Annotated in this window: 21 protein-coding genes and 3 pseudogenes; 14 read left to right on the top strand and 10 right to left on the bottom strand. The window is 67.8% G+C overall.

The window, feature by feature from the left end:
* Positions 1–318, top strand: a 318-nt coding sequence (locus tag ACFXGX_RS36285; RefSeq protein ID WP_384800349.1) for a hypothetical protein, incomplete at its 5' end; no start/stop codon positions are given.
* A gap of 191 nt (positions 319–509) precedes the next feature.
* Here the strand turns inward: ACFXGX_RS36285 and ACFXGX_RS36280 are convergent.
* The 3 genes from ACFXGX_RS36280 to ACFXGX_RS36270 form a co-directional block, all read right to left on the bottom strand.
* On the bottom strand, positions 510–989 hold the full coding sequence (locus tag ACFXGX_RS36280; protein WP_384800346.1) for an SPW repeat protein: 480 nt from the start codon (positions 987–989) through the stop codon (positions 510–512).
* A gap of 216 nt (positions 990–1205) precedes the next feature.
* Positions 1206–1424 (bottom strand): DUF1360 domain-containing protein, encoded by a 219-nt coding sequence (locus ACFXGX_RS36275; protein ID WP_384800343.1) that lies wholly within the window; start codon positions 1422–1424, stop codon positions 1206–1208.
* Between the two features lie 11 nt (positions 1425–1435).
* Positions 1436–1642, bottom strand: coding sequence for a hypothetical protein (locus ACFXGX_RS36270; protein WP_384800340.1), 207 nt, complete (start codon positions 1640–1642; stop codon positions 1436–1438).
* Positions 1643–1862: 220 nt separating this feature from the next.
* On the opposite strand from ACFXGX_RS36270, the gene ACFXGX_RS36265 reads away from it, so the two are divergent.
* The 3 genes from ACFXGX_RS36265 to ACFXGX_RS36255 all read left to right on the top strand — a co-directional run bounded on the left by ACFXGX_RS36265 (position 1863) and on the right by ACFXGX_RS36255 (position 4850).
* The gene (locus tag ACFXGX_RS36265) at positions 1863–2702 is read left to right on the top strand and encodes a hypothetical protein (protein WP_384800337.1); all 840 of its coding nucleotides are present in this window, start codon (positions 1863–1865) and stop codon (positions 2700–2702) included.
* Between the two features lie 958 nt (positions 2703–3660).
* On the top strand, positions 3661–3840 hold the full coding sequence (locus ACFXGX_RS36260; protein WP_384800334.1) for a hypothetical protein: 180 nt from the start codon (positions 3661–3663) through the stop codon (positions 3838–3840).
* Entirely contained in the window at positions 3837–4850 is a 1014-nt protein-coding gene (locus tag ACFXGX_RS36255) for an STAS domain-containing protein (RefSeq protein WP_384800331.1), read from the top strand. Before ACFXGX_RS36260 ends, ACFXGX_RS36255 begins: the two co-directional genes overlap by 4 nt.
* Here the strand turns inward: ACFXGX_RS36255 and ACFXGX_RS36250 are convergent.
* Positions 4795–7053 (bottom strand): catalase, encoded by a 2259-nt coding sequence (locus ACFXGX_RS36250; RefSeq protein ID WP_384800328.1) that lies wholly within the window; start codon positions 7051–7053, stop codon positions 4795–4797. The two genes, ACFXGX_RS36255 and ACFXGX_RS36250, sit on opposite strands and share 56 nt — an antisense overlap.
* 411 nt (positions 7054–7464) lie before the next feature.
* Here ACFXGX_RS36250 and ACFXGX_RS36245 point away from each other — a divergent pair, with 411 nt between their 5' ends.
* The 3 genes from ACFXGX_RS36245 (at position 7465) to ACFXGX_RS36235 (ending at position 9489) form a co-directional block, all read left to right on the top strand.
* Positions 7465–8151 (top strand): HemK2/MTQ2 family protein methyltransferase, encoded by a 687-nt coding sequence (locus ACFXGX_RS36245; RefSeq protein ID WP_384800325.1) that lies wholly within the window; start codon positions 7465–7467, stop codon positions 8149–8151.
* A gap of 70 nt (positions 8152–8221) precedes the next feature.
* A complete protein-coding gene (locus ACFXGX_RS36240) occupies positions 8222–8467 on the top strand; it encodes a CDGSH iron-sulfur domain-containing protein (protein ID WP_384800361.1) in 246 nt (81 codons plus the stop codon).
* On the top strand, positions 8464–9489 hold the full coding sequence (locus ACFXGX_RS36235; protein WP_384800322.1) for an iron-containing redox enzyme family protein: 1026 nt from the start codon (positions 8464–8466) through the stop codon (positions 9487–9489). The genes ACFXGX_RS36240 and ACFXGX_RS36235 overlap by 4 nt, the downstream gene beginning before the upstream one ends.
* Positions 9490–9778: 289 nt before the next feature.
* Here ACFXGX_RS36235 and ACFXGX_RS36230 read toward each other — a convergent pair.
* Positions 9779–9910: pseudogene (locus tag ACFXGX_RS36230) on the bottom strand (IS701 family transposase); the annotation flags it as partial.
* Positions 9911–10281: 371 nt separating this feature from the next.
* Positions 10282–10692, bottom strand: coding sequence for a hypothetical protein (locus ACFXGX_RS36225; RefSeq protein WP_384800319.1), 411 nt, complete (start codon positions 10690–10692; stop codon positions 10282–10284).
* Between the two features lie 221 nt (positions 10693–10913).
* On the opposite strand from ACFXGX_RS36225, the gene ACFXGX_RS36220 reads away from it, so the two are divergent.
* The 4 genes from ACFXGX_RS36220 (at position 10914) to ACFXGX_RS36205 (ending at position 12857) form a co-directional block, all read left to right on the top strand.
* Positions 10914–11483: a helix-turn-helix domain-containing protein gene (locus ACFXGX_RS36220; RefSeq protein WP_384800358.1), complete on the top strand. Its 570-nt coding sequence runs from the start codon at positions 10914–10916 to the stop codon at positions 11481–11483.
* Complete coding sequence (locus ACFXGX_RS36215) at positions 11480–11809, top strand: transposase (RefSeq protein WP_384800317.1); 330 nt, start codon at positions 11480–11482, stop codon at positions 11807–11809. The genes ACFXGX_RS36220 and ACFXGX_RS36215 overlap by 4 nt, the downstream gene beginning before the upstream one ends.
* A 264-nt stretch (positions 11810–12073) precedes the next feature.
* Positions 12074–12502, top strand: coding sequence for a hypothetical protein (locus ACFXGX_RS36210; RefSeq protein ID WP_384800314.1), 429 nt, complete (start codon positions 12074–12076; stop codon positions 12500–12502).
* Positions 12503–12506: 4 nt separating this feature from the next.
* Complete coding sequence (locus ACFXGX_RS36205) at positions 12507–12857, top strand: hypothetical protein (RefSeq protein WP_384800311.1); 351 nt, start codon at positions 12507–12509, stop codon at positions 12855–12857.
* 56 nt (positions 12858–12913) lie between these two features.
* On the opposite strand, the gene ACFXGX_RS36200 is transcribed toward ACFXGX_RS36205, so the two are convergent.
* A protein-coding gene (locus ACFXGX_RS36200) for an IS5 family transposase (RefSeq protein ID WP_384800308.1) occupies positions 12914–13856 on the bottom strand; the annotation gives its coding sequence in 2 pieces (ribosomal slippage) (positions 12914–13469 and positions 13468–13856; 945 coding nt in all).
* An 86-nt stretch (positions 13857–13942) separates the two neighbouring features.
* On the opposite strand from ACFXGX_RS36200, the gene ACFXGX_RS36195 reads away from it, so the two are divergent.
* Entirely contained in the window at positions 13943–14134 is a 192-nt protein-coding gene (locus tag ACFXGX_RS36195; protein WP_384800305.1) for a hypothetical protein, read from the top strand.
* A gap of 357 nt (positions 14135–14491) precedes the next feature.
* Here ACFXGX_RS36195 and ACFXGX_RS36190 read toward each other — a convergent pair.
* A pseudogene (locus tag ACFXGX_RS36190) lies at positions 14492–15046 on the bottom strand (transposase); the annotation flags it as partial.
* Between the two features lie 17 nt (positions 15047–15063).
* On the opposite strand from ACFXGX_RS36190, the gene ACFXGX_RS36185 reads away from it, so the two are divergent.
* The gene (locus ACFXGX_RS36185; protein WP_384800302.1) at positions 15064–15462 is read left to right on the top strand and encodes a hypothetical protein; all 399 of its coding nucleotides are present in this window, start codon (positions 15064–15066) and stop codon (positions 15460–15462) included.
* 308 nt (positions 15463–15770) lie between these two features.
* Entirely contained in the window at positions 15771–16505 is a 735-nt protein-coding gene (locus tag ACFXGX_RS36180) for a DUF6193 family natural product biosynthesis protein (protein WP_384800299.1), read from the top strand.
* On the opposite strand, the gene ACFXGX_RS36175 is transcribed toward ACFXGX_RS36180, so the two are convergent.
* Both ACFXGX_RS36175 and ACFXGX_RS36170 read right to left on the bottom strand, forming a co-directional pair.
* Entirely contained in the window at positions 16486–16896 is a 411-nt protein-coding gene (locus ACFXGX_RS36175) for a hypothetical protein (protein ID WP_384800298.1), read from the bottom strand. The genes ACFXGX_RS36180 and ACFXGX_RS36175 overlap by 20 nt on opposite strands.
* A pseudogene (locus ACFXGX_RS36170) lies at positions 16893–17712 on the bottom strand (IS5 family transposase). Before ACFXGX_RS36170 ends, ACFXGX_RS36175 begins: the two are co-directional and overlap by 4 nt.
* Between the last annotated feature and the right edge of the window lie 317 nt (positions 17713–18029).

Raw genomic sequence — 18029 nt, 5'->3', positions numbered from 1 at the left:
GTCGAAGGGTTTTTGCTGCTGCAGGCCCAATACGAGGCCGCACAGCGCGAAGCACAGCGATTCACCGAGCGCATGCCCTGGCTGACCACCGCCCAGCAGGAAGAAGTCATCCGCCAGTACGTTCAGGAACGCAGACACCTCACCCGGCTGACGCTGACGGCCGTGGCCTGGCGCAGCCACCGGCTCCGTGAGGAGTACGAGGCCCGCTACGCGCTCCTGCGCGTCCGACTGCTGAAACTGAGCGCTGTGGCGGTGTGCGGCGCACTGGTGTGGACCGCCTGTCTGACCGTGTGGGTGAGCTGGTCCGCCGGTGACTGACAATCGGTCGGTACGGGGCTGACCGTCGATGCGGGTCGGCCAATGGCTGCGCGGCCGCGGTTCGCCGTGGCGACCCGGGTTGTGCGGAAGCCATACCCGCGCGCGCCGGGCGTGGCGATCGTCTGTCGAACCGGTCTGGCGGCGCCTGCGCCACTGGTTTCGCCCGGGGACGTTCTGCGCGGCACCGGGTCTCAGTACCGGCCGGGCATGTTGCGGCTGCCGTGCAGGTTGTCGGTTCCGCGGGTGGTGTCGTGGTCGCGGGCGGCGGAGGCGGCTGCGAGGGCGAGGAGGGTGGCGATGACTCCGGTGATGAGGTTGCTGGTGATGGATCGGGTGTGGGCGACGTCGCCTGCGACGACCCAGGGGGCGACGCAGGTCCAGATGCCGATGGCGGCGGCGGCCCAGGCCATGGAGTGGGTGCGTTCGTAGGAGGTGCCGAGACCGCCCAGGAGCAGCATGTAGGCGATGCCTGCGATGAGGTTGGTGACGGCCAGGGTGGTAAAGCCGTTGAAGCCGGCTATCCAGGGGGATGCCGCCAGGTACAGGCCGGTGATCAGAGCGAGAGCCTCGATCATCTGGGCTCGCGGGGTAGCAGCGACGCGGTCGTGCCGGGCGCGCAGTTCTGCCAGGTCGGGGTGTTCCTCGATGGGTGCGTGATGGGTCGAGGCCATGATGATCTCCAAGGAAAGAGCGACTCCTCACCCGGTACCCCGTGAAAGCGACATAAGCACGCGAATGGGATCGTTTTCTGGTTATGTGTCTGGATCTTCGCCGGATGCGCCCCCTGAAATCGGTGTCCGGGTGCGGCGGCCCCGCGTGTCAGCCTTCCACCCGCTGCTGCGTCTAGCTCCACGCGTACTGCAGCCAGTCGGAGACCACCACCGCGCTCAGCCCCGCACCCGCCAGCCGGGTCGCGCGCGGCGCCGCCGCATACCCGCCCCCAGACCGGTGGCCACCCACGTGGACGCGCAGAACGGACAGCTCAGCAGCTCACCGACGGCCTGCCCGACCGGTCCCGGTCCCCCGCGACGCGGCTCGTCCATCACCTCGCTGCCACCGGCAGTTCCCTGGCGGCGGGTGACACCCGCCCGGAGGAAGCTGGTCACCTTCCCCTGGGTCACAGCCGGGAGACCTTGTACGTGGCCATGCCGAGCACCAGCACATCCCACGGCGGGACGCCAGAGGGAAGCGGACGCCCCGACCTGCGCAGCGACAGCGCGGCCAGAGCCGTCGCCGTGCCGTAGACGCCCGCCAACACGGCATAGCCGCCCAGGGGATAAGCCTCACCCGGCGCGTACGGACCGCCGTCCTCCCGGCGGCCCACACCGTTCGGCGGCCATGCGTGCGTGCAAAGGACGCCCCGCCGGTCTTGTCGCCGTCGTCGGCCGGCTGGACATCATGGTCACTCCTTCACGCTTCCGGGCCATGACCGACCTGCCCGCTTACACCTGACCGCCTGCTCGACGCGAGCGCCGCTGGGCCGGTCGTATGAGGCGGTGGGGTCTTTCCGTGATGACTGCCGGGCACCGGGTACCCGCGTCGGCATGATGAAGCAGGCTCTGTGGCAGGGACTGATCGCGGGAGCGGCTGGCGCGGCGGCGATGACACTCACCGAGAAGGCGGAGCAGCGCCTCACCAAACGCCCCGACTCCCACGTCCCGGGCCGCACCATGCAGCGGCTGACTGGTATGACGGAAACGGCCGTGCCGGTCGCGGCGAACTGGACCATGCACATCGGCCAGGCCGCAGCCATGGGCGTCCTGCGGGCGGTCATGGCGCACGCTGGCCTGCGCGGACCGCTGGCCTCGGGCAAGTTCACGGTCGTACGCGTCACCGCGGATCAGATCCTTGAGAACGCCACTGGGGTCGGCGCCCCGCCCCAGACCTGGCCCCGCGCGGAACTGCTCGTGGACCTGTTGCACAAGAGCGTCTACGGGTTCACCACCGGCGCTGTTGCCGATGTTCTGGCCGCCCGTTCCGGCCCAGGCCCGGGGCAGCGCCACGCCGCCATGGCGCCGGGCGGCCACACCGATGCGGGCCCCCTGCCCCGGCTCGGAGCGTCAGGCCGTAAGAACGGGAAGTCGCTTCGTGATCGTAGGTACCGTGCCCCGACGCATGCTGCCGCCTGCCGCCAGGACAATTCCAGAAGCCGGTCGAGCTGCGAGCGGCCGCCGATGGACCAGGCGACGCGCCTAGCCATGGTCCCTGGTCCTACAGGTGCAGCTCAGGTATCCGCCTCGGCCTCCCAGGCAGGCGGTACTGGGCAGGGTGGCGCACCGAGCGGTGGCCAAAGCCCAGATCAGGGCCAGAGCCGACGTCGCTGCCGTCGTGGGCATCCCGCCGGATCGCATGGTGCCCGGGTGGGCTGCCCGTGGTGGGCTTGAGGCGTCGGTCCTGCGCTCGATGCAAACGAACCGTTTCCTTCCTCTCGCCGGACGAGAGGATGAGCGCCCATGACGCTCCCTGGCTGAGACTGCTCGGCATGGTTGGTGTGCCGCAGCAGGCACTCGACTGACCTCGGTTTCCCTGCCCGTGATGGGGGCTGCGGCACATCGGACGAGTTGCCCGCGATGCGGTCTCCAAAACCCTTGTGCGGCGGACCGCGCACACGCCCACCGGGCAAAGACCTGCGGTCGCGCCGCCCGGACGCCGGCCCTGCCCGCACCACGTCGGCCCTGCGCCGCAGCCAGCGGCAGCGGGCATTTCGCGCCACGCCTTGTCAGTGATGCGGGATGCTCCTTGCTTCTGCCGGGGCGGATCACTCGGCTTCCTCGTTTCCCCGGCGGCCGCGTCGACGCTGAAGAAGGCAGCGCACGGCCGAAGGGGCGAGCGCAGCGGTGAGTGCGGAAGGCAGGGCGGCTGCGAGGCCGATGGCGAACTGTTCGAGGAGCAGATGGACGAAGGTCACGGCATCCCCCCGGATAAGGGCTGTTCCCGGTGGCGGACGCCGCCGGTCCCCCCCTTGGTAAGCCCGCGCGGCCGCAGGACTGCAAGAGCTGCAGGAAGTCGTGCCGCACGTGTGAAATTGGGGGAAACCTCAGGTGAGGGGGTGGGCGCAGCTTTACTACTCGCGGGCGGGTTGGGGCGCAACTTGCGGCGCAACCAAGGGCTCGGCTTGGGGTGTCGGGAACCGGCCGGGGCTCTGGATCGTGTGGCGGTGCCGTGTCACGGTGGGGGACAAGAGACCGACCGGCGACTCCGGCCAGTGGGTGCTGGTCTTTGGGCTGCTGGATGGTGCCCCCTTCGCGGGTTTTCAGCACCTCGCCATCGGCGGCTCATCCCTTCCCTGGTCTGGGGTGTTCGCCTTTGGGCTCACCACCCCGGAAGGGGGGAATGCCCGCCATGCGTATTACCGCGGTGATCGACGGCGTTTCTGCCCGGATCACTCCTCACGGCCCGATCGAGTACGACACTCTGCCCGCGCTGCGCGGGGCAGTCGTGGATCTGCCTTTGGAGGTGACCGAGGTCGTCTGGGATCTGTCCGACACCTCTCCACAAGGGTCTGGCGCCGGACGAGGGTGACGGGTCTGACCGCGCAGCCCAAACGGCTCCTGCGGCTGATCGCCGAGATGTATCCCGACCTGGACGTGGAAGCCGTCCTCAACGGCCCGCTCACCGTTGCGGTCGCGGGGGAGAGCTGGCATCAGGCTCCGGCGCGTGCGCCTCTTTCCTTGCCGGCAAGGGAGTCGGGGCATGCCGGTCCATCGGTCGTCGGTGCGCGTCAACCATCTGAAGAGGCAGGGCGGGGCTGCCTTGCTTTGGCAGAAGAAGGCGGGGAAGGTGAGGATCCGCGGTCGGGCAGGAGCCGCTCCGGTCTCTTGGACCGGGCCGATGGCCTGCCCGCGGCGGCATGCACTGACACCCGGCGAGGCTTGATGACTCCCTCTTCCGCCTTCGCCTTCCAGACGTCGGCGGACCCCGTGATGCTGGTGTGCACGTCCGGCACGCTGTTCGCCGACGCCTGCGACGGCCTGGCTCAGGACCTGCACAGCTGCCTGGACGATGCAGCCCAGACCAAGCGGCGGCTGATCGTGGACATGTCGGGTGTGGTGCTGCTGAGCACTGCGGCCCGCCGGACGCTGCGCCTGGCGACCGACCACCTGGCCCACACGCCGCTGTTGATCGTCGGCGCCACTCCCGTAGTCCGGCGATCTCTTGAGCACGCCGGACTGCCGGGTATCCGCGTCTACGAACACCTCGCGGACGCGCTGGCAGCCCTCTCCGACCCGCCCGTCCCGACATCCCGGCACACACCCGCACCCGCACCAGCGCTTGTACCCGACGGCGAGCAGGCAACAGCACGGAGGCGCTCAGGCGAAGCCGGGAGGAGCGGTTCGGCACGACCGGGGGTGGACGCCGAATTCACCAACGGCCTGTTCAGCGCCTTCTACCTGCTCGCTGCGGCTTCGCCCGTGACCTCAGTACATGCGGCGGCTCCCGCACGGGCTAACCGTGCAGGAGCCGGAGCTGGGAGAGTCAGACCGACGGGGCGAAGCGGTTCCAGGCGCGGTGGCTGCCCAGAAGGCCGGTGAGCTGCTCCAGGGCGGTCTCGGCGGCGTCGGCGCTGGCCACGCCGGGGGAGTCGGCTGCGATACCGGCTGCGACCAGTGCCTCGGTGCCGTCACCCCATGCTCCGATGGCTTTTCCGTGGCGGTAGGCCTCCATGACCATGAGCAGCACGCGTGAATCGATGCCTAGGGCCATGGCGACGTCGTCGTCTACCTTGGCGTCCCGGGCTCCGTAGGCGTCGGCTCCGACCGCGGGTGCACCGGCCAGGAGCAGGGCGTCGAACTCGGTGGAGCGGGCGTTGGCGAAGGTGCGCTGAACGGCCAAGGGCTCGCCGTCGGCGTCGAGTACGCCGCCGGTGGGGGCGATGATCAGGGGCACCATCCCTGCACTGAGGACGGCCTGACGGGCGGTCCGTACGGCGGTCAGGTCTTGGTCGGCTTCGGTGATGATGCCGATAATCCTGCCGTCCAGAGGCCAGGTGCCGCCGAGCTGGGAGAGCGCCGGGCTGGGCAGGGGGTCGGTCTGCGTGACGGTCGGCTCGGGGACGGGCAGGCCCAGGCCTGCGGCGACCTGCGCGCACAGTTCGGAGTCGATGTTGGCGAGGACCTTGAGGGCTCGTTCCTTGATCGCCGTTGCCCAGCACTTGGAGAGTTCGAAGGTGTAGGCGGCGACGATGTGCTCGCGTTCGGTGAACGTCATGCTCAGCCAGAACTGCCGGGGCTGGGTGAAATGGTCGTCGAAGGAGGCTGCCGCATCCCGCATCTTGGCGGCTCCGGGCACCGCTTCGGGGACCTCGATGTAGGCGCCGCTGTCCTCCCCGGCGAGGAAGGGGCAGCCGCCGTCCAGGGAGTTGGGCCGGTAGGGGGCCACGCCGCGGTGGACTGCCGTCTGGTGCATGCCGTCGCGGAGCATGTCGTTGACGGGGGAGTGGGTGCGGTTGATGGGCAGCTGGCCGAAGTTGGGGCCGCCGAGCCGGCTGATCTGGGTGTCGAGGTAGGAAAACAGCCGGCCCTGGAGCAGCGGGTCGTTGGTGACGTCGATGCCCGGGACGAGGTGGCCGACGTGAAAGGCGACCTGTTCGGTCTCGGCGAAGTAGTTCGACGGGTTGGCGTTCAGAGTGAGCAGTCCGATCGGTTGGACCGGGGCCAGCTCTTCCGGCACGATCTTCGTCGGGTCCAGCAGGTCGATTCCCTCGAACATCTGGTCGTCGGTGTCCGGGAAGGTCTGGACCCCGAGCTCCCACTGCGGGAAGGCTCCGGCCTCGATCGCGTCGGCCAGGTCCCGGCGGTGGAAGTCGGGGTCGACACCGGCGGTGATCTGGGCTTCCTCCCAGACCAGGGAGTGCACTCCGAGCTTCGGCTTCCAGTGAAACTTCACCAGCGTCGTCGTGCCCTCGGCGTTCTGGAGGCGGAAGGTGTGGACGCCGAAGCCCTCCATCATCCGGTAGGAGCGCGGGATGCCGCGGTCGGACATGTTCCACAGCGTGTGGTGGGTGGCCTCGGTGTGCAGGGTGACGAAGTCCCAGAACGTGTCGTGGGCGCTCTGAGCTTGGGGGATCTCCCGGTCCGGGTGCGGCTTGGCCGCGTGGATGACGTCGGGGAACTTGATCGCGTCCTGGATGAAGAAGACCGGGATGTTGTTGCCGACCAGGTCGAAAACGCCCTCGGTGGTGTAGAACTTCGTCGCGAAGCCCCGGGTATCCCGCACGGTGTCGGCCGAGCCTCGCGAGCCCAGCACGGTGGAGAAACGCACGAAGACCGGCGTCTCGACATCCTTGCCCAGGAACGCGGCCTTACTGATCCCTTCAGCTGTGCCGTAGCCCTGGAAGAGGCCGTGGGCAGCGGCGCCGCGGGCGTGCACGACCCGCTCCGGGATCCGCTCATGGTCGAAATGCGTGATCTTCTCCCGCAGGTGGTGATCCTGCAGCAGCACCGGGCCGCGCGGGCCCGCCTTCAGCGAGTGATCCGTCTCGTAGAGCCGCGTCCCTTGGACTGTGGTCAGGAACTCACCGCCCTGCGCCACCTCCGCCTGCGGGACACCGGTCTTCTGTCCGGTGGGGCTGTACGTGTCCGGGCCACGCTGGTCAGGCTTGGGCGGCAAGGGCCCGGTGGGCTCGGTCGGCTCGTCCACGGGCGGCGGAACCGGGGCCGGCGCTCCCGGGATCTCATTGCCGGGATGGGCGAGCTCCTGGACCTTTTCGGCAACCTTGTCGGCTGCTGCTGCCACGGGATTCTTCTTCTTGGCAGGCACGGGTGTCTCCGATCACTGAGGAAAGTCAGGGACGACGTCCCGTCGGTGTGACAGGAGCGTGAGATCCGCTGAGTACCCGATTCCGCAGTCGTCACGCGGCGCCTGCGCCACGTGCGGAAGAGGTTCACCCAACGGATTCCAACTGTGATCGTTTCCCCGACGCGCGCGCCCTTAGCGGGCCGGGACTCCCTGCGCGACCTCGTCTGTAGGCAGGAAGGCAACCTCGATTGCTGGTGAGGAAGGTCGCGGAACGGGTACACAGCGACGTGATCAATGCGGTCCCTGTATTCCACATTCCACGGGTCGGCGCAACGAACGAGCCTCCTTCCCTGGAATCCAGCCTGCCCATTCGACTCCGCCCTGCGGACTCAAGACCTGGAGGCCGCAATGCCAAGTACGGCTGTGAAACGGCGGGCACTTCTCTCACGTCTGCTGGCTCTGCCCGGGGTTTACAGACCGCAGGCTGACACAGAGCTGCTCGGCGACGAGCTAGGCCGCGAAGATCTCGGGGTGACGACGGAGGTTCTGGAGATCGGAACCGGTACAGGAGCGGTGGCGCTGAGCGCCGCGGCCAGGGGAGCCCGCGTCACGGCGGTCGACGTCTCCCGCCGGGCGGTGTTCACCGCCCGTCTGAACGCCCTGCGTCATGGTCTGCCCCTGCGGGTCCTGCATGGCGACTTCATGGCTTGCACGCAAGGGCGCCGCTTCGACGTCGTCGTCACCAACCCGCCCTACGTTCCCTCCCCGAGTGCCCGTGTGCCTTCCAGCGGGCCAGAGCGGGCCTGGGATGCGGGCCCCGACGGGCGCGCGGTGATCGACCGGATCTGTGAGAGCGCGCCGTTCATCCTGCGGCCCGGTGGCGTGCTCCTCATGGTGCATTCCGTGATGTGCGACCCGGAGCGCACCCTGAAACGCCTGGCCCAGGCTGGGCTCCCCGCTCAAGTGACAGCGAAGGCGAGCGTGCCGTGGGGCCCCGTGCTGCACTCACGGCGGCCCTGGCTGCAAAAGCAGGGGTTCAGCGAGGCCGGCGAGGAAAGGGAAGGGCTAGTGGTAATCCGTGCTCAGGCCATCTGAAACCGCCACCGGACGCACACCGGCGCCGCAAGCATGCCGTGTGCGACTCGAGCCCGGCGGCCCCGTAGTGATGGAAGGGCCGGTGGAGGTGATCCTCGAGGACGGCACCGTCGCCCGCTCGGAACGGTTCATGGTCGCCTTGTGCACCTGCCGCCGCAGCCGCGCCTACCCCTGGTGCGACACGAGCCATCGGTCTCGAAGAAGACCCGACACGCCGCCTGCTGCCGACGATCAGCGCCGGGACCACCGCGCCACCACCGCCGTGTCAGGGGACCGGTCTTCTGCAGAGCTCCCACAGGACAGGAATGTGCAATGACCACAAGCCCTCCCCGTACCGCCACCACCGGCGGCCCCTCTCTTGTGGAGGGGCGTGGTCCGCTGTCAACGGCCGTCGTCATGTCCTTGCGTACCGGCCTTCCCCCCGTCTGCGCCGTGGACGCAGCGGGAGTCGCCGACCCATGGGGCGAGGACCTTCAGCTCGCGCTCTACCTGCTGTATGAACTGCACTACCGAGGCTTTGGCGGCGTCGACGACGGCCGGGAATGGGATCCGGATCTGCTGCGTCTCCGCGCGCGGATGGAGGACCGCTTCCTTCATGCTCTCCGGACCGATCTTTCGGAAGCACCGGCCACCGTGGAGGAGGCTTTCGCCCCCCTACTGGTCGAGCCCGTGGACCTCGGCGACAGCCTCAGCCATCAGCTCGAGAAGAGCGGTGAGCTGTGGCAGCTGAAGGAGTACGCGGTCCTACGGTCGCTGTATCACCTGAAAGAGGCCGATCCGCATGCCTGGGTCATTCCCCGGCTGACGGGGCGGTCGAAAGCGGCAATGGTGGCGATCGAGTACGACGAGTTCGGCGCCGGCAGGGCCGACCGCATTCATGCCCAGCTCTTCGCCGACCTGATGGAAGACCTCGGTCTCGATTCGAGGTATGGCCGCTACCTCGACCATGCCCCCGCCCCACTTCTCACCACCGTCAACCTGATGTCTCTGTTTGGTCTCCACCGAGCCCTGCGCGGAGCGCTCGTGGGCCACTTCGCCTGTGTGGAGGTCACCTCTTCCCCCGGCTCGCGGCGGCTTGCCAAAGCCATGCAACGCTGTGCGGTGGGTCAGGCCGCGGTGCACTTCTACGCCGAGCACGTCGAAGCGGACGCCGTTCACGAACAGCTCGTACGCCACGAAGTCATCGGCGGTCTCTTGGCGGACGAGCCCGCTCTGCAAGCGGACATCGCCTTCGGCTGCGCTGCCACCGTCCTGGTGGAGGATCGTCTCGGCGCATTCATTAGGAACAGGTGGGCACAGCACCAGTCCGCCCTTCGCACAACCCTCGCCGCCACCTAACGCCGGCACGATGGTGCCGGCGATCTGGGTGATCAGCGATTCGTCCTGATAGCAGGTCGCGAGCCAGTCGTCGTCGCTCTTCAGGACCGGCTCCCATGCAGCGGGCACTTCCCCTTCCTCCCGGCGGAAGAACCCGCCCTGAAGGAACTCGTGCCGCAGAACCGCTGCGGCGGCATCCTCGTCCGCCATGTCGATGAACTCTGGCTCGAATGGCGTCGTCAATTGCAGACGGGAGCGGAACGTCGGCAGCACAAAGCTATCCCGGTGTACGCCAAGACCAAGGTATTCTCTCTTCCACCGTCCAGCGGCTGCCTGCGACCCGCACCAGGGTGGCCAGCGGCACTGGGCGGGGTGACCAGCAGCGGTAGTAGGCCAGTTCGCTTGTGGTTCGGTTGCGGCGGATTAGCAGGTGGTGATGGCCTGCCAGGCCGGGTGCGGTGATGGCCGGGCCCGGCGCCGGGGTTCGACCCGGCCGAACCGACCGGCGATCCGGCCCATCAGGGCCTCGAACGCCTCCCGCCATCGGGCAGGCACTACGCTGTCCCCCCGCGGCCACCGCGGGATCGTCTGTCTTCACATACCGATGATCACCGGTGGCCGCAGCCATTCCCGCAGCAGCCCCCAGAGATCACGGGCTACGGGCGTTCGGTGAGCAACTCCGCCAGACGGGCAGCGAATTCGGTGAGCCAGTCCAGTGGTGGTCCGTTGCGGGCGCTGCGGAATTCGGTGCTCACGGCAGCCCGTGTCGGCCGCGTCAGACCGTGACAGCAGGTCGCCGTCCGAGGTCGTGACCTATAGGGCGAAGCCGGTGTCCTGGTCTGCGGCAGCGATCTGGTCGTGGAAGCGTTTGTGGACCCAATGACGCTCGCCGAGTAGGTTCACCTGTCCCCATCGGCCGGAGACCGGACCAAGTCGGGTATGGCGTGGCATCGTGCCCGCCAGACGCTGTGGGCTGGCGCCGCCGGACAGCTTGCTGCTGTCCAACACGTAGATGGCGTCCTGGGTGACCGCCAAGCACCGGTACTTGTTCCAGAACATCGTCAGGCCGGTGAGATAAGTGATGACGAAGAACCAGAAGTTCGGCGCGCTCTGGCAGATGAAGACCTGCCGGATCTCGCTGCCGGCGGGCAGGAACGGTGCCGAGCGTTGCAGCAGGTCCTGCCGCGGCTCGGGGTCGCGCCGTCCGGTCTCGTCAGCGGTCATACCGTCCTACCTTCCCTGTCGCGCGTATCCGCATTCACGAGGCTGTCACGTCGCCGGGGTGTGTCGCTTGGGTGTGGGCGTGCGCGGCACTGCGCGTGACAGGATGCCAGGTCACGAAGTCCGGCTGGAGTATGACAGTAGCTAGTGCTGGATTCCTCTTTAGCCGGGTATATGTCCTGGTGGCGGGGTGGTTGCGGGTGCTCGGGGGCGGGTGCTGGGCGATGGTTTTATGGGCACGGCCGGAATGGGACGAGGATGAGCGGGCTGTCGTCCGTCGGCTGTCGCGGGCACGGAAGGCTCCGCGGGATGTGGTGATGCGGGCCCGGATGATCGAGTTGAGCTGGTCGGGACTGCGGGTTCCGGTGATCGCTGTGGAGCTGGGCTGCAGCCAGAAAACAGTTCGCTGCTGGCTGCACCGCTTCAACCGCCTGGGCCTGGACGGGCTGGATAATCTGGGCGGGCAGGGCCGCAAGCGGCGGATCACCGAGGAGGAACGATCCCGGATCATTTCGCTGGTCAAGACCGTGCCGCCGGGGCGACTGCGGTGGGAGCCCGTCGGGGAATTGTGGGCCTTCGACGAGTCGGGACCACCGGAGTGGACGCTGGACTCTCTGGCTGCGGCAGCACAGGCCGAAGGGATTGAGGTGGGTCGCTCACAGGTCCGCCGGATTCTGCTCGCCGAGGGCGTGCGCTGGCGCCGCACCCGGTCCTGGATACGGTCGAAGGACCCGGACTTCGTCCCAAAAGGACAAGGATCATCGGCCTCTACACCCAGCCGCCCGACGACGTGACGGTGATCTGCGCCGACGAGCTGGGGCCGGTGATCCCCCGGACCTTCCCGCCCGCACCCGCCTGGTCACCCAACGGCCGCCGGATCAAAGCGGAATTGGACTACAGCCGCAGACCGGAGAAAACCTGGGTCTACGGCGGCCTGCGGCCGGCCGACGGCCAGGCCCTCACCATGACCGCGTCCTCCCGCCACAGCGTCTTCTACCAGCGGTTCCTGCAACTGCTCGAGGACGCCAACCCGACCGGCCAGATCTGGATCGTCACCGACAACCTGTCCAGCCACAACAGCCTGTCCACCCGGACACCTGGCTGCCCGAGCAGAGCATGACACTCGGGTCCGGCTCGCTGACCGGGGGCACGAGGGGGGTCGTCATCAGTTCTCTCCTCACCGCCACGCACATTCAGCGTCTAGAACAAGAATAGAACGATCAGTGCCGTTGACCGGTCAGGCGTGCGGCACGGCGACAGGATTGCTGTCCAGGCAGCCGAGTCGGGCGACGACTGCGGCCTCGGCCTCGCGTTGGCGGCTGACGTGCGGACACCTCAGGGTCATAGCTCGTCAAGCTGCGGTCCTCAGTCCGGTGCGTAGGCTGTGGATCTGTTCGAGCGGCATGAGGGGTGGGACGTGAAGACGCTGGTGGAGGAGGCCGTCGCGGAGGTACTGCGCGGCGGGGGCGGCGAAGGTATCCGTCTGTATGTCGCCAGCTGCGCTGAACGCATGGCGCCGCTGTTCGTGGGCCTGCGGGCGGGCGCGCCGGGGCGGGAAGCCGACCTGGCTGTCTATGTGGAGGCCGTGCGCGATCTTTGGCATGCCGACCGGCCGCTCGTCGACGCTGCCGAGCGCGTGCGCCTGCTGGAGCGGTTCCCGGAGCTTCAGCCGACCGAGGAGGGGATCACGGATGTCGCAGACACCTACGCCTTCTTCGCTGCCCTCTGCCTGCGGTACGCCCTGCTAGGAGCTGTCCGGCCGATCAAGGAACAGATTTGGTCTATCTCCTGGGTCATGCGGCTGCGATTGTGAACACATGAGCGATCGCAAGACTCCGAGGCCTGCACCCAGTCGCAAGGATGTAGCTGCTCAATGGCAGGCACTCATCGCCGGCGACGTGACCCGTGAAGCGGTCCATGCTTGGGCCGCCTCGTGGGTCGAAGACGAGGCGGCCTTTCACGTCCCGCCGCTGGTCTTCGGGGCCCTGCAGCACCTGCACGGCTTCGACCTGTGCCGGGATCCGTATCGTCCCGGAGTCCTTTGGCACGGCAGCACGAGTGAGGGCGAGTGGGTTCACTCACCCGACGAAATCGCTGGTGCCTTCGCCCGTTGGCAGGACAGGTGCAATCTCCAGGACGCGGATCCGCAGTCTGAGGACAATGGCTGAGAGCGCTCGTCCAGGCGGGGAGCCGGGGAACCGGCATAGCCCTCGACACGAGAACTTCACGATCGAAGCCAGATGACCAGGGTGGCTGCGGTGACGGTGCCGAGGAAGACGTAGCCGCGCTTGTCATACCGGGTGGCCACGGCCCGGTGGTTCTTGAGCTTGTTGATGGCCCGTTCGACGGTGTTGCGCTTCTTGTAGCGGTCCTCGTCAAAGCCCGGTGGTCGCCCGCCGCGGGATCCTTTGCGCAGGCGTGCGGCCTGGCTGTCGGTCTTCTCCGGGATCGTGTGCGGGATGCCGCGGCGTCGCAGGTACTCGCGGCAGGGGCGGTTGCTATAGGCCTTGTCCGCGGCAACGCTGTCAGGCTTCTTGCGAGGCCTGCCCGGCCCCAGGCGGAGAACGCGGATCTTCTCAAGCACCGTCTTGAACTGGGGACTGTCACCTCGCTGTCCGGCGGTGACGATCAGAGACAGCGGGCGGCAACGTCCGTCGGCGCTCAGGTGGATCTTGCTGGTGAAGCCACCCCGCGAGCGGCCCAGGCCCTCACCTCCTGCACCACCTCCGCCAGCCGGCCGACCAGGCTCTGCCACGGCGTTCGGCCTGGTGTTCCGCTGCCTCGTCCCCCTTTGAAGCGGAAGAGGCGGGCGGCCGTTCGTTGCGAGCGCCGGCCGAGTGCTGATGCGCACGCACGCTGGTCGAATCGACCGAGACGTCCCAGTCGACGTCACCCGCCGCGTCGGCTGCCGCCTGCACCTGCTGCAACAAGCGCTCCCAGGTGCCGTCCGCCGACCACAGGCGGTGTCGCTCGTAGACCGTCTTCCACGGCCCGAACCGCTCGGGCAGATCACGCCACTGCACCCCGGTCCGCACCCGGTGCAAAATCCCGTCGATCACCTGCCGGTGGTCTCGCCACCGCCCACAACGGCCGTTGCTCACCGGCAGGAACGGCCGCAGCCGTTCCCACTCGGCATCCGACAAGTCGCCGCGTTGGTCCCGCCCCATACCCAGACCAACGAGCCACAGACGAGCCAGTCACAAGATCGGCCGGACAGCTCCTAGCCCACGGCTCCGGAAGCGTTGATGAAGCGGTGTCCTGCGGTCATGCGGCGCTCACCGCGATGGGCATGCTGGACCAGAACGTGTCGGGTGCCAGCTTTCTCGCCGAGGAACAACGGCTCCAGTCCTTCTCGGTGAGCGGTAACGCCTCAGGCCTGTGGGACGCGAGCGTCACGGCAGGGCGGGAGAGGTTCCGTGCCGTGTTGGGCCGCCTGCCCCGCTAATGCTCTGACGGCGAAGGTTCGCCGGTTGAGTGACACGCTGATCCGGTGAGGCAGGTGGACGTGGGTCGGCGCTGGTGACGGTGCCGGTCCACCCCATCGGTTTGAACGGATTCGCGCCAGAGCACCTCCAGACGTCTGTGCGGGAGTTCTTCGGCCTTCTGGTGGCAGGCAGCCTGCGCGGTACCGAGAGCGCCGTCGGTGACGCCCGACGGTTCGGTGAAGTAGATCGCGTACCGCCGTCTGTCGACGGTTTGGTAGAGCACGAGAGTCGTCGGAGTCCCGATGGTGCGCCAGTACGGCTGCCGCTTGCTTGCTATGTCAGCACGGTAGTGGCCCTGGTCGGGTCCACCACCACGATCAAGCAGCTCGGGTCAGGGGGCGTCCGCCCCAGCGGATTCCCTTCTCGCTGCGGATGCGGGCACGTTCCCTGCGTTGCGCGGCCAGGACATTGGGGTGGCGGGCGTTGGTGTTGCGCCAGCGGAGGTAGGCGTGCAGGTCCCGGGTCTGGACGGTGTGATTGCGGTGATTCGAGTTGGCGACGGTGAACTGCCGCAGCGGGCCGAAGTGGGCCTCGATCGGGTTAGGACAGGACGCGTAGGTGGGGGTGAAGCACAACTCGACGCGGTTCTTTCGCCCAGCGTCGGATCGTCTCGCCGTTGTGCGCGGAGAGGTTGTCCAAGATGCGCAGATCGGGACGCCGTCCGGGCGAGCCGCGCGGATCGACCTCAAGACGGTCAGGGTGTTCGCGGCGCCCTTCTTGCGACGGTTGACGCCCCAGAGGGTGTCGTCGCCGATCGAGTAGCAGCCGTGGAAGTACCGGACCCCGTGGGTGCGGTGGTAGGTCGCGGGGTGCCGCTCGAGGTGCTCTGCGGGAGCCCAGCCGGAGCCTGCGGTGGGGCGGACACCGAGCGGGTGCATCCGGCAGCTACATGCACCAGCGCCCGTACCTCGTCGTCGAGGATGAATCCGACCTGCGCGGCCAGGGCGTCGTCGGCCTCCGTGATGGCGGCCCTACACCGTCGAGCGTTGTCCTCGGGTGGCTCGGTGGGACGATATCCGGGCCGGTGGTCGGGCCGCTTGGCCGAGATGAGCTTGTCCCCGTGATGGCGCAGGTTCCGCAGGAGCTGGTTGACCTCTACGAGGTGCTGCAACTTGAATGCTTCCCGCCGTTCACGCTTGGCGTTGTCGAGAGCTTCCTGCCGCTCCCTGCGCTGGCGCCGGCGGTCGTTCCAGCCATACCTTTGGGTCGCTACGCCTCCGAGAACGAACGCCACGACTCCCCACCAGAACTGCGCCCCTTCCATAAGCGGAGTCTAGGCAGCGGATGATCACGAGCAGGGGTTGAAGGCTCACCGGCGAGTCGGGGCTGCCCGCAGCCCATGAATCCGGTTTACAGAACAGAGCGGCCCCCAGCCTTGAGGGAAACGGTCCTCAGAGGGAGATTCGCGAGCGAATGTCCGTTTCAAGCACGGCGTTGGGCGAGGCGGCCTGTTCGAGAGTGATGAGGCCGGGCCGTGTTCGCGTCTGCGAGCGCAAGCGACCCGGCTGACCGCCGTTCCCGGTCTGCGTAGTGGAGTCGTGGCGATGCCTCGAATCACAGACACCGCAGGTAGTGGCTGGGGCACAATCGTGACTCATGGCCGCCTCCCAAGATCCCGCCGCTCTGTATCCCGACATCGCGGCCGAGGGCAGCCTTGCCGCGGCACTTCAGGCGGTAGCCGACAGGGACGGCCTTTCCGTGTCGTTCACAGTCTCCGAAGCAACCCCACTGCGAGCGGCTTCGGTCGCGAGCGGGGCTCCGCGCCGGACCACTCTGGCCATCAGCGCCTGGGCGGTCGAACGTCGTTGGTCCATCCGCGGGTGCGAGTCATTCCAGGACATGGCGCTTGTCGAAGGAGACACAGACGAGCTGGCCCAAATCGTCCGGGCCGCGCATGCCTGGCACAGCGGTGACGAGTTGACCGCCATCCGGGAGGTCGCTCCGTTCGTGCATCTCACGGGTCGCTTCGAGATGGCCGACCACGATCCGGGGCTACTGACCGAATCAGAGTGGCAACACCTGCTCACCGAAGCCGGCGAGGTGGACTGGCCCGAGTACCGCGCGCTGATCGAGGCGGCATACGCCGAGCCGGCACTGCGAAGGCTCTACCCCTTCACCAGCCACTGGGTCCTGCGGTTCTCCACCAGCACCCGTCCGCGCCTCACCGTTGTCCGACTTTGCCTGGCCGCCCATCGGCAGAAGCCATTTACCGTCAGCACCAACATGACGGGCGAGGGCCTCATCGAGGCGACGACGGCGGCAGAGGCCGTTTCGATCGCTGCCAGCCGCCTGGCTACCAATCTCGGCCCCGTCACGCTCGGAGCAGGGTGAACAAGCCAGGCTCGGGCTCCGTGCGGATGCCGCGACTGACCAGGCGCTTGAGCTTGTGCCGTGTGCTCTCGATGTTCTTCGGGACGATGTCGAGGTCGAGGGCCTGGCACAGGTCACGGGCCCGTAGCGGATTGCGCGCGTCGGCGAAGGTGGCGAGGATCTGCTGGTAGGCGGGGTGCTGCGGGACCATGGGCTGCGGGTCGGGTTCGTCAGCGAGAGCGAGGACGGTCTTGCAGGTGATCCGCAGGTGTTCGGCCTCCTGCTCCAGCTCGCGCAGCCGGGAGGTGAGTTCGTCAAGCCGCGCTCGGACCTGTTCGGCCTCGTCGGCGAGAGCCTGCTCGCGTGCGGCGATCTTGTCCAGTAATGACCGGACCGGTACGGGCCCGTTCATGCGTCTCGCCAGGTCGGGGTGGTCTGGTCGGTGAGCCGGCGTGCTATCACGTCGGTCATCGCCCAGTACACCCGCGACTCCGAGCTGGTCGGGCGGCTCTCGTAGTCGCGGACGAGGCGCCGGTGCAGCATCAAGATCCCGTACGTGCGCTCGACCACCCACCTTTTCACCTGCGGCACGAAGCCCCGTTCTGCCGGGTTGCGCTCGACGATCTCGACGTCGATACCCAGGGTGGCGCCGTGCGCGACCACCGCGCTGGTCGACCAGCGCTTTTGACACAGTCGCCGTCTGTGCGGCGACCCGGTCCAACAGGACCGTCCCCGCCCGGTTCTCGTGGGCGGAGGCGGCGAGTACGACCACGGCGATGACCAGGCCCAGCACGTCGACCGCGAGCCCGCGCTTGCGGCCGGGCACCTTCTTCGCGGGGTCCTTGCCGGTCGTGCCGGCGGGCACGTTCACCGCGGCGTGGACGCTCTGGGTGTCCAGTACGACCAGGCTCGGGTCCTCCAACCGGCCTGCCCTCTCGCGGACCTGCCAGCGCAGCAGGTCGTGGATGGTCTGATCGGTGCCGTCGTCGCGCCACTTGGCGAAGTAGTAGTACGTCGCCGATCGCGGCGGAAGATCGTGCGGCAGATAGTCCCACTGGCAGCCTGTCCGGGACTGGTACAGGATCGCGTTCACGATCTCCCGCATCTCATAACGGCCCTGGTGACCGCTGACCGACGGATGCGCGGCCTTCCACGCGGTGATCACCGGCTCGATCAGCGCCCACCGCTCATCCGACAGATCGCTCGGATACCGCTTGCGCTCACTCACCCGATCAGCCCAGCACCCCCAGCCCCACCGATCAGCCGAGACGCCCCAAGCCCACTCCATGAGATGACGGCAAAACAGTCATCGCCTCACGAATCGCCCTCTCAGAAGCAAGCAAGCCCTCGACGCCGCTATCACCACGATGGTGCTGCTACGGCCTTGGGCTTCTCGCCAGCGTTGGCACCGCCCCCGCAGCCGCGGGAATGTCGGCCAAGTTGTCGAATGAAGGACCACTTGGACAGCCTTCATCAGCCGCCGCTCTCGCGCTGGTACCGTCACCGGCCAAGCGGCAACACGCGAGAACCGTCTGCAGAAGCGGT

The organism is Streptomyces sp. NPDC059371 (assembly GCF_042751995.1).
Lineage (GTDB): Bacteria > Actinomycetota > Actinomycetes > Streptomycetales > Streptomycetaceae > Streptomyces.
Note: the sequence above shows the minus strand (reverse complement) of the source record. Positions and strands in the feature narration are given on the sequence as shown.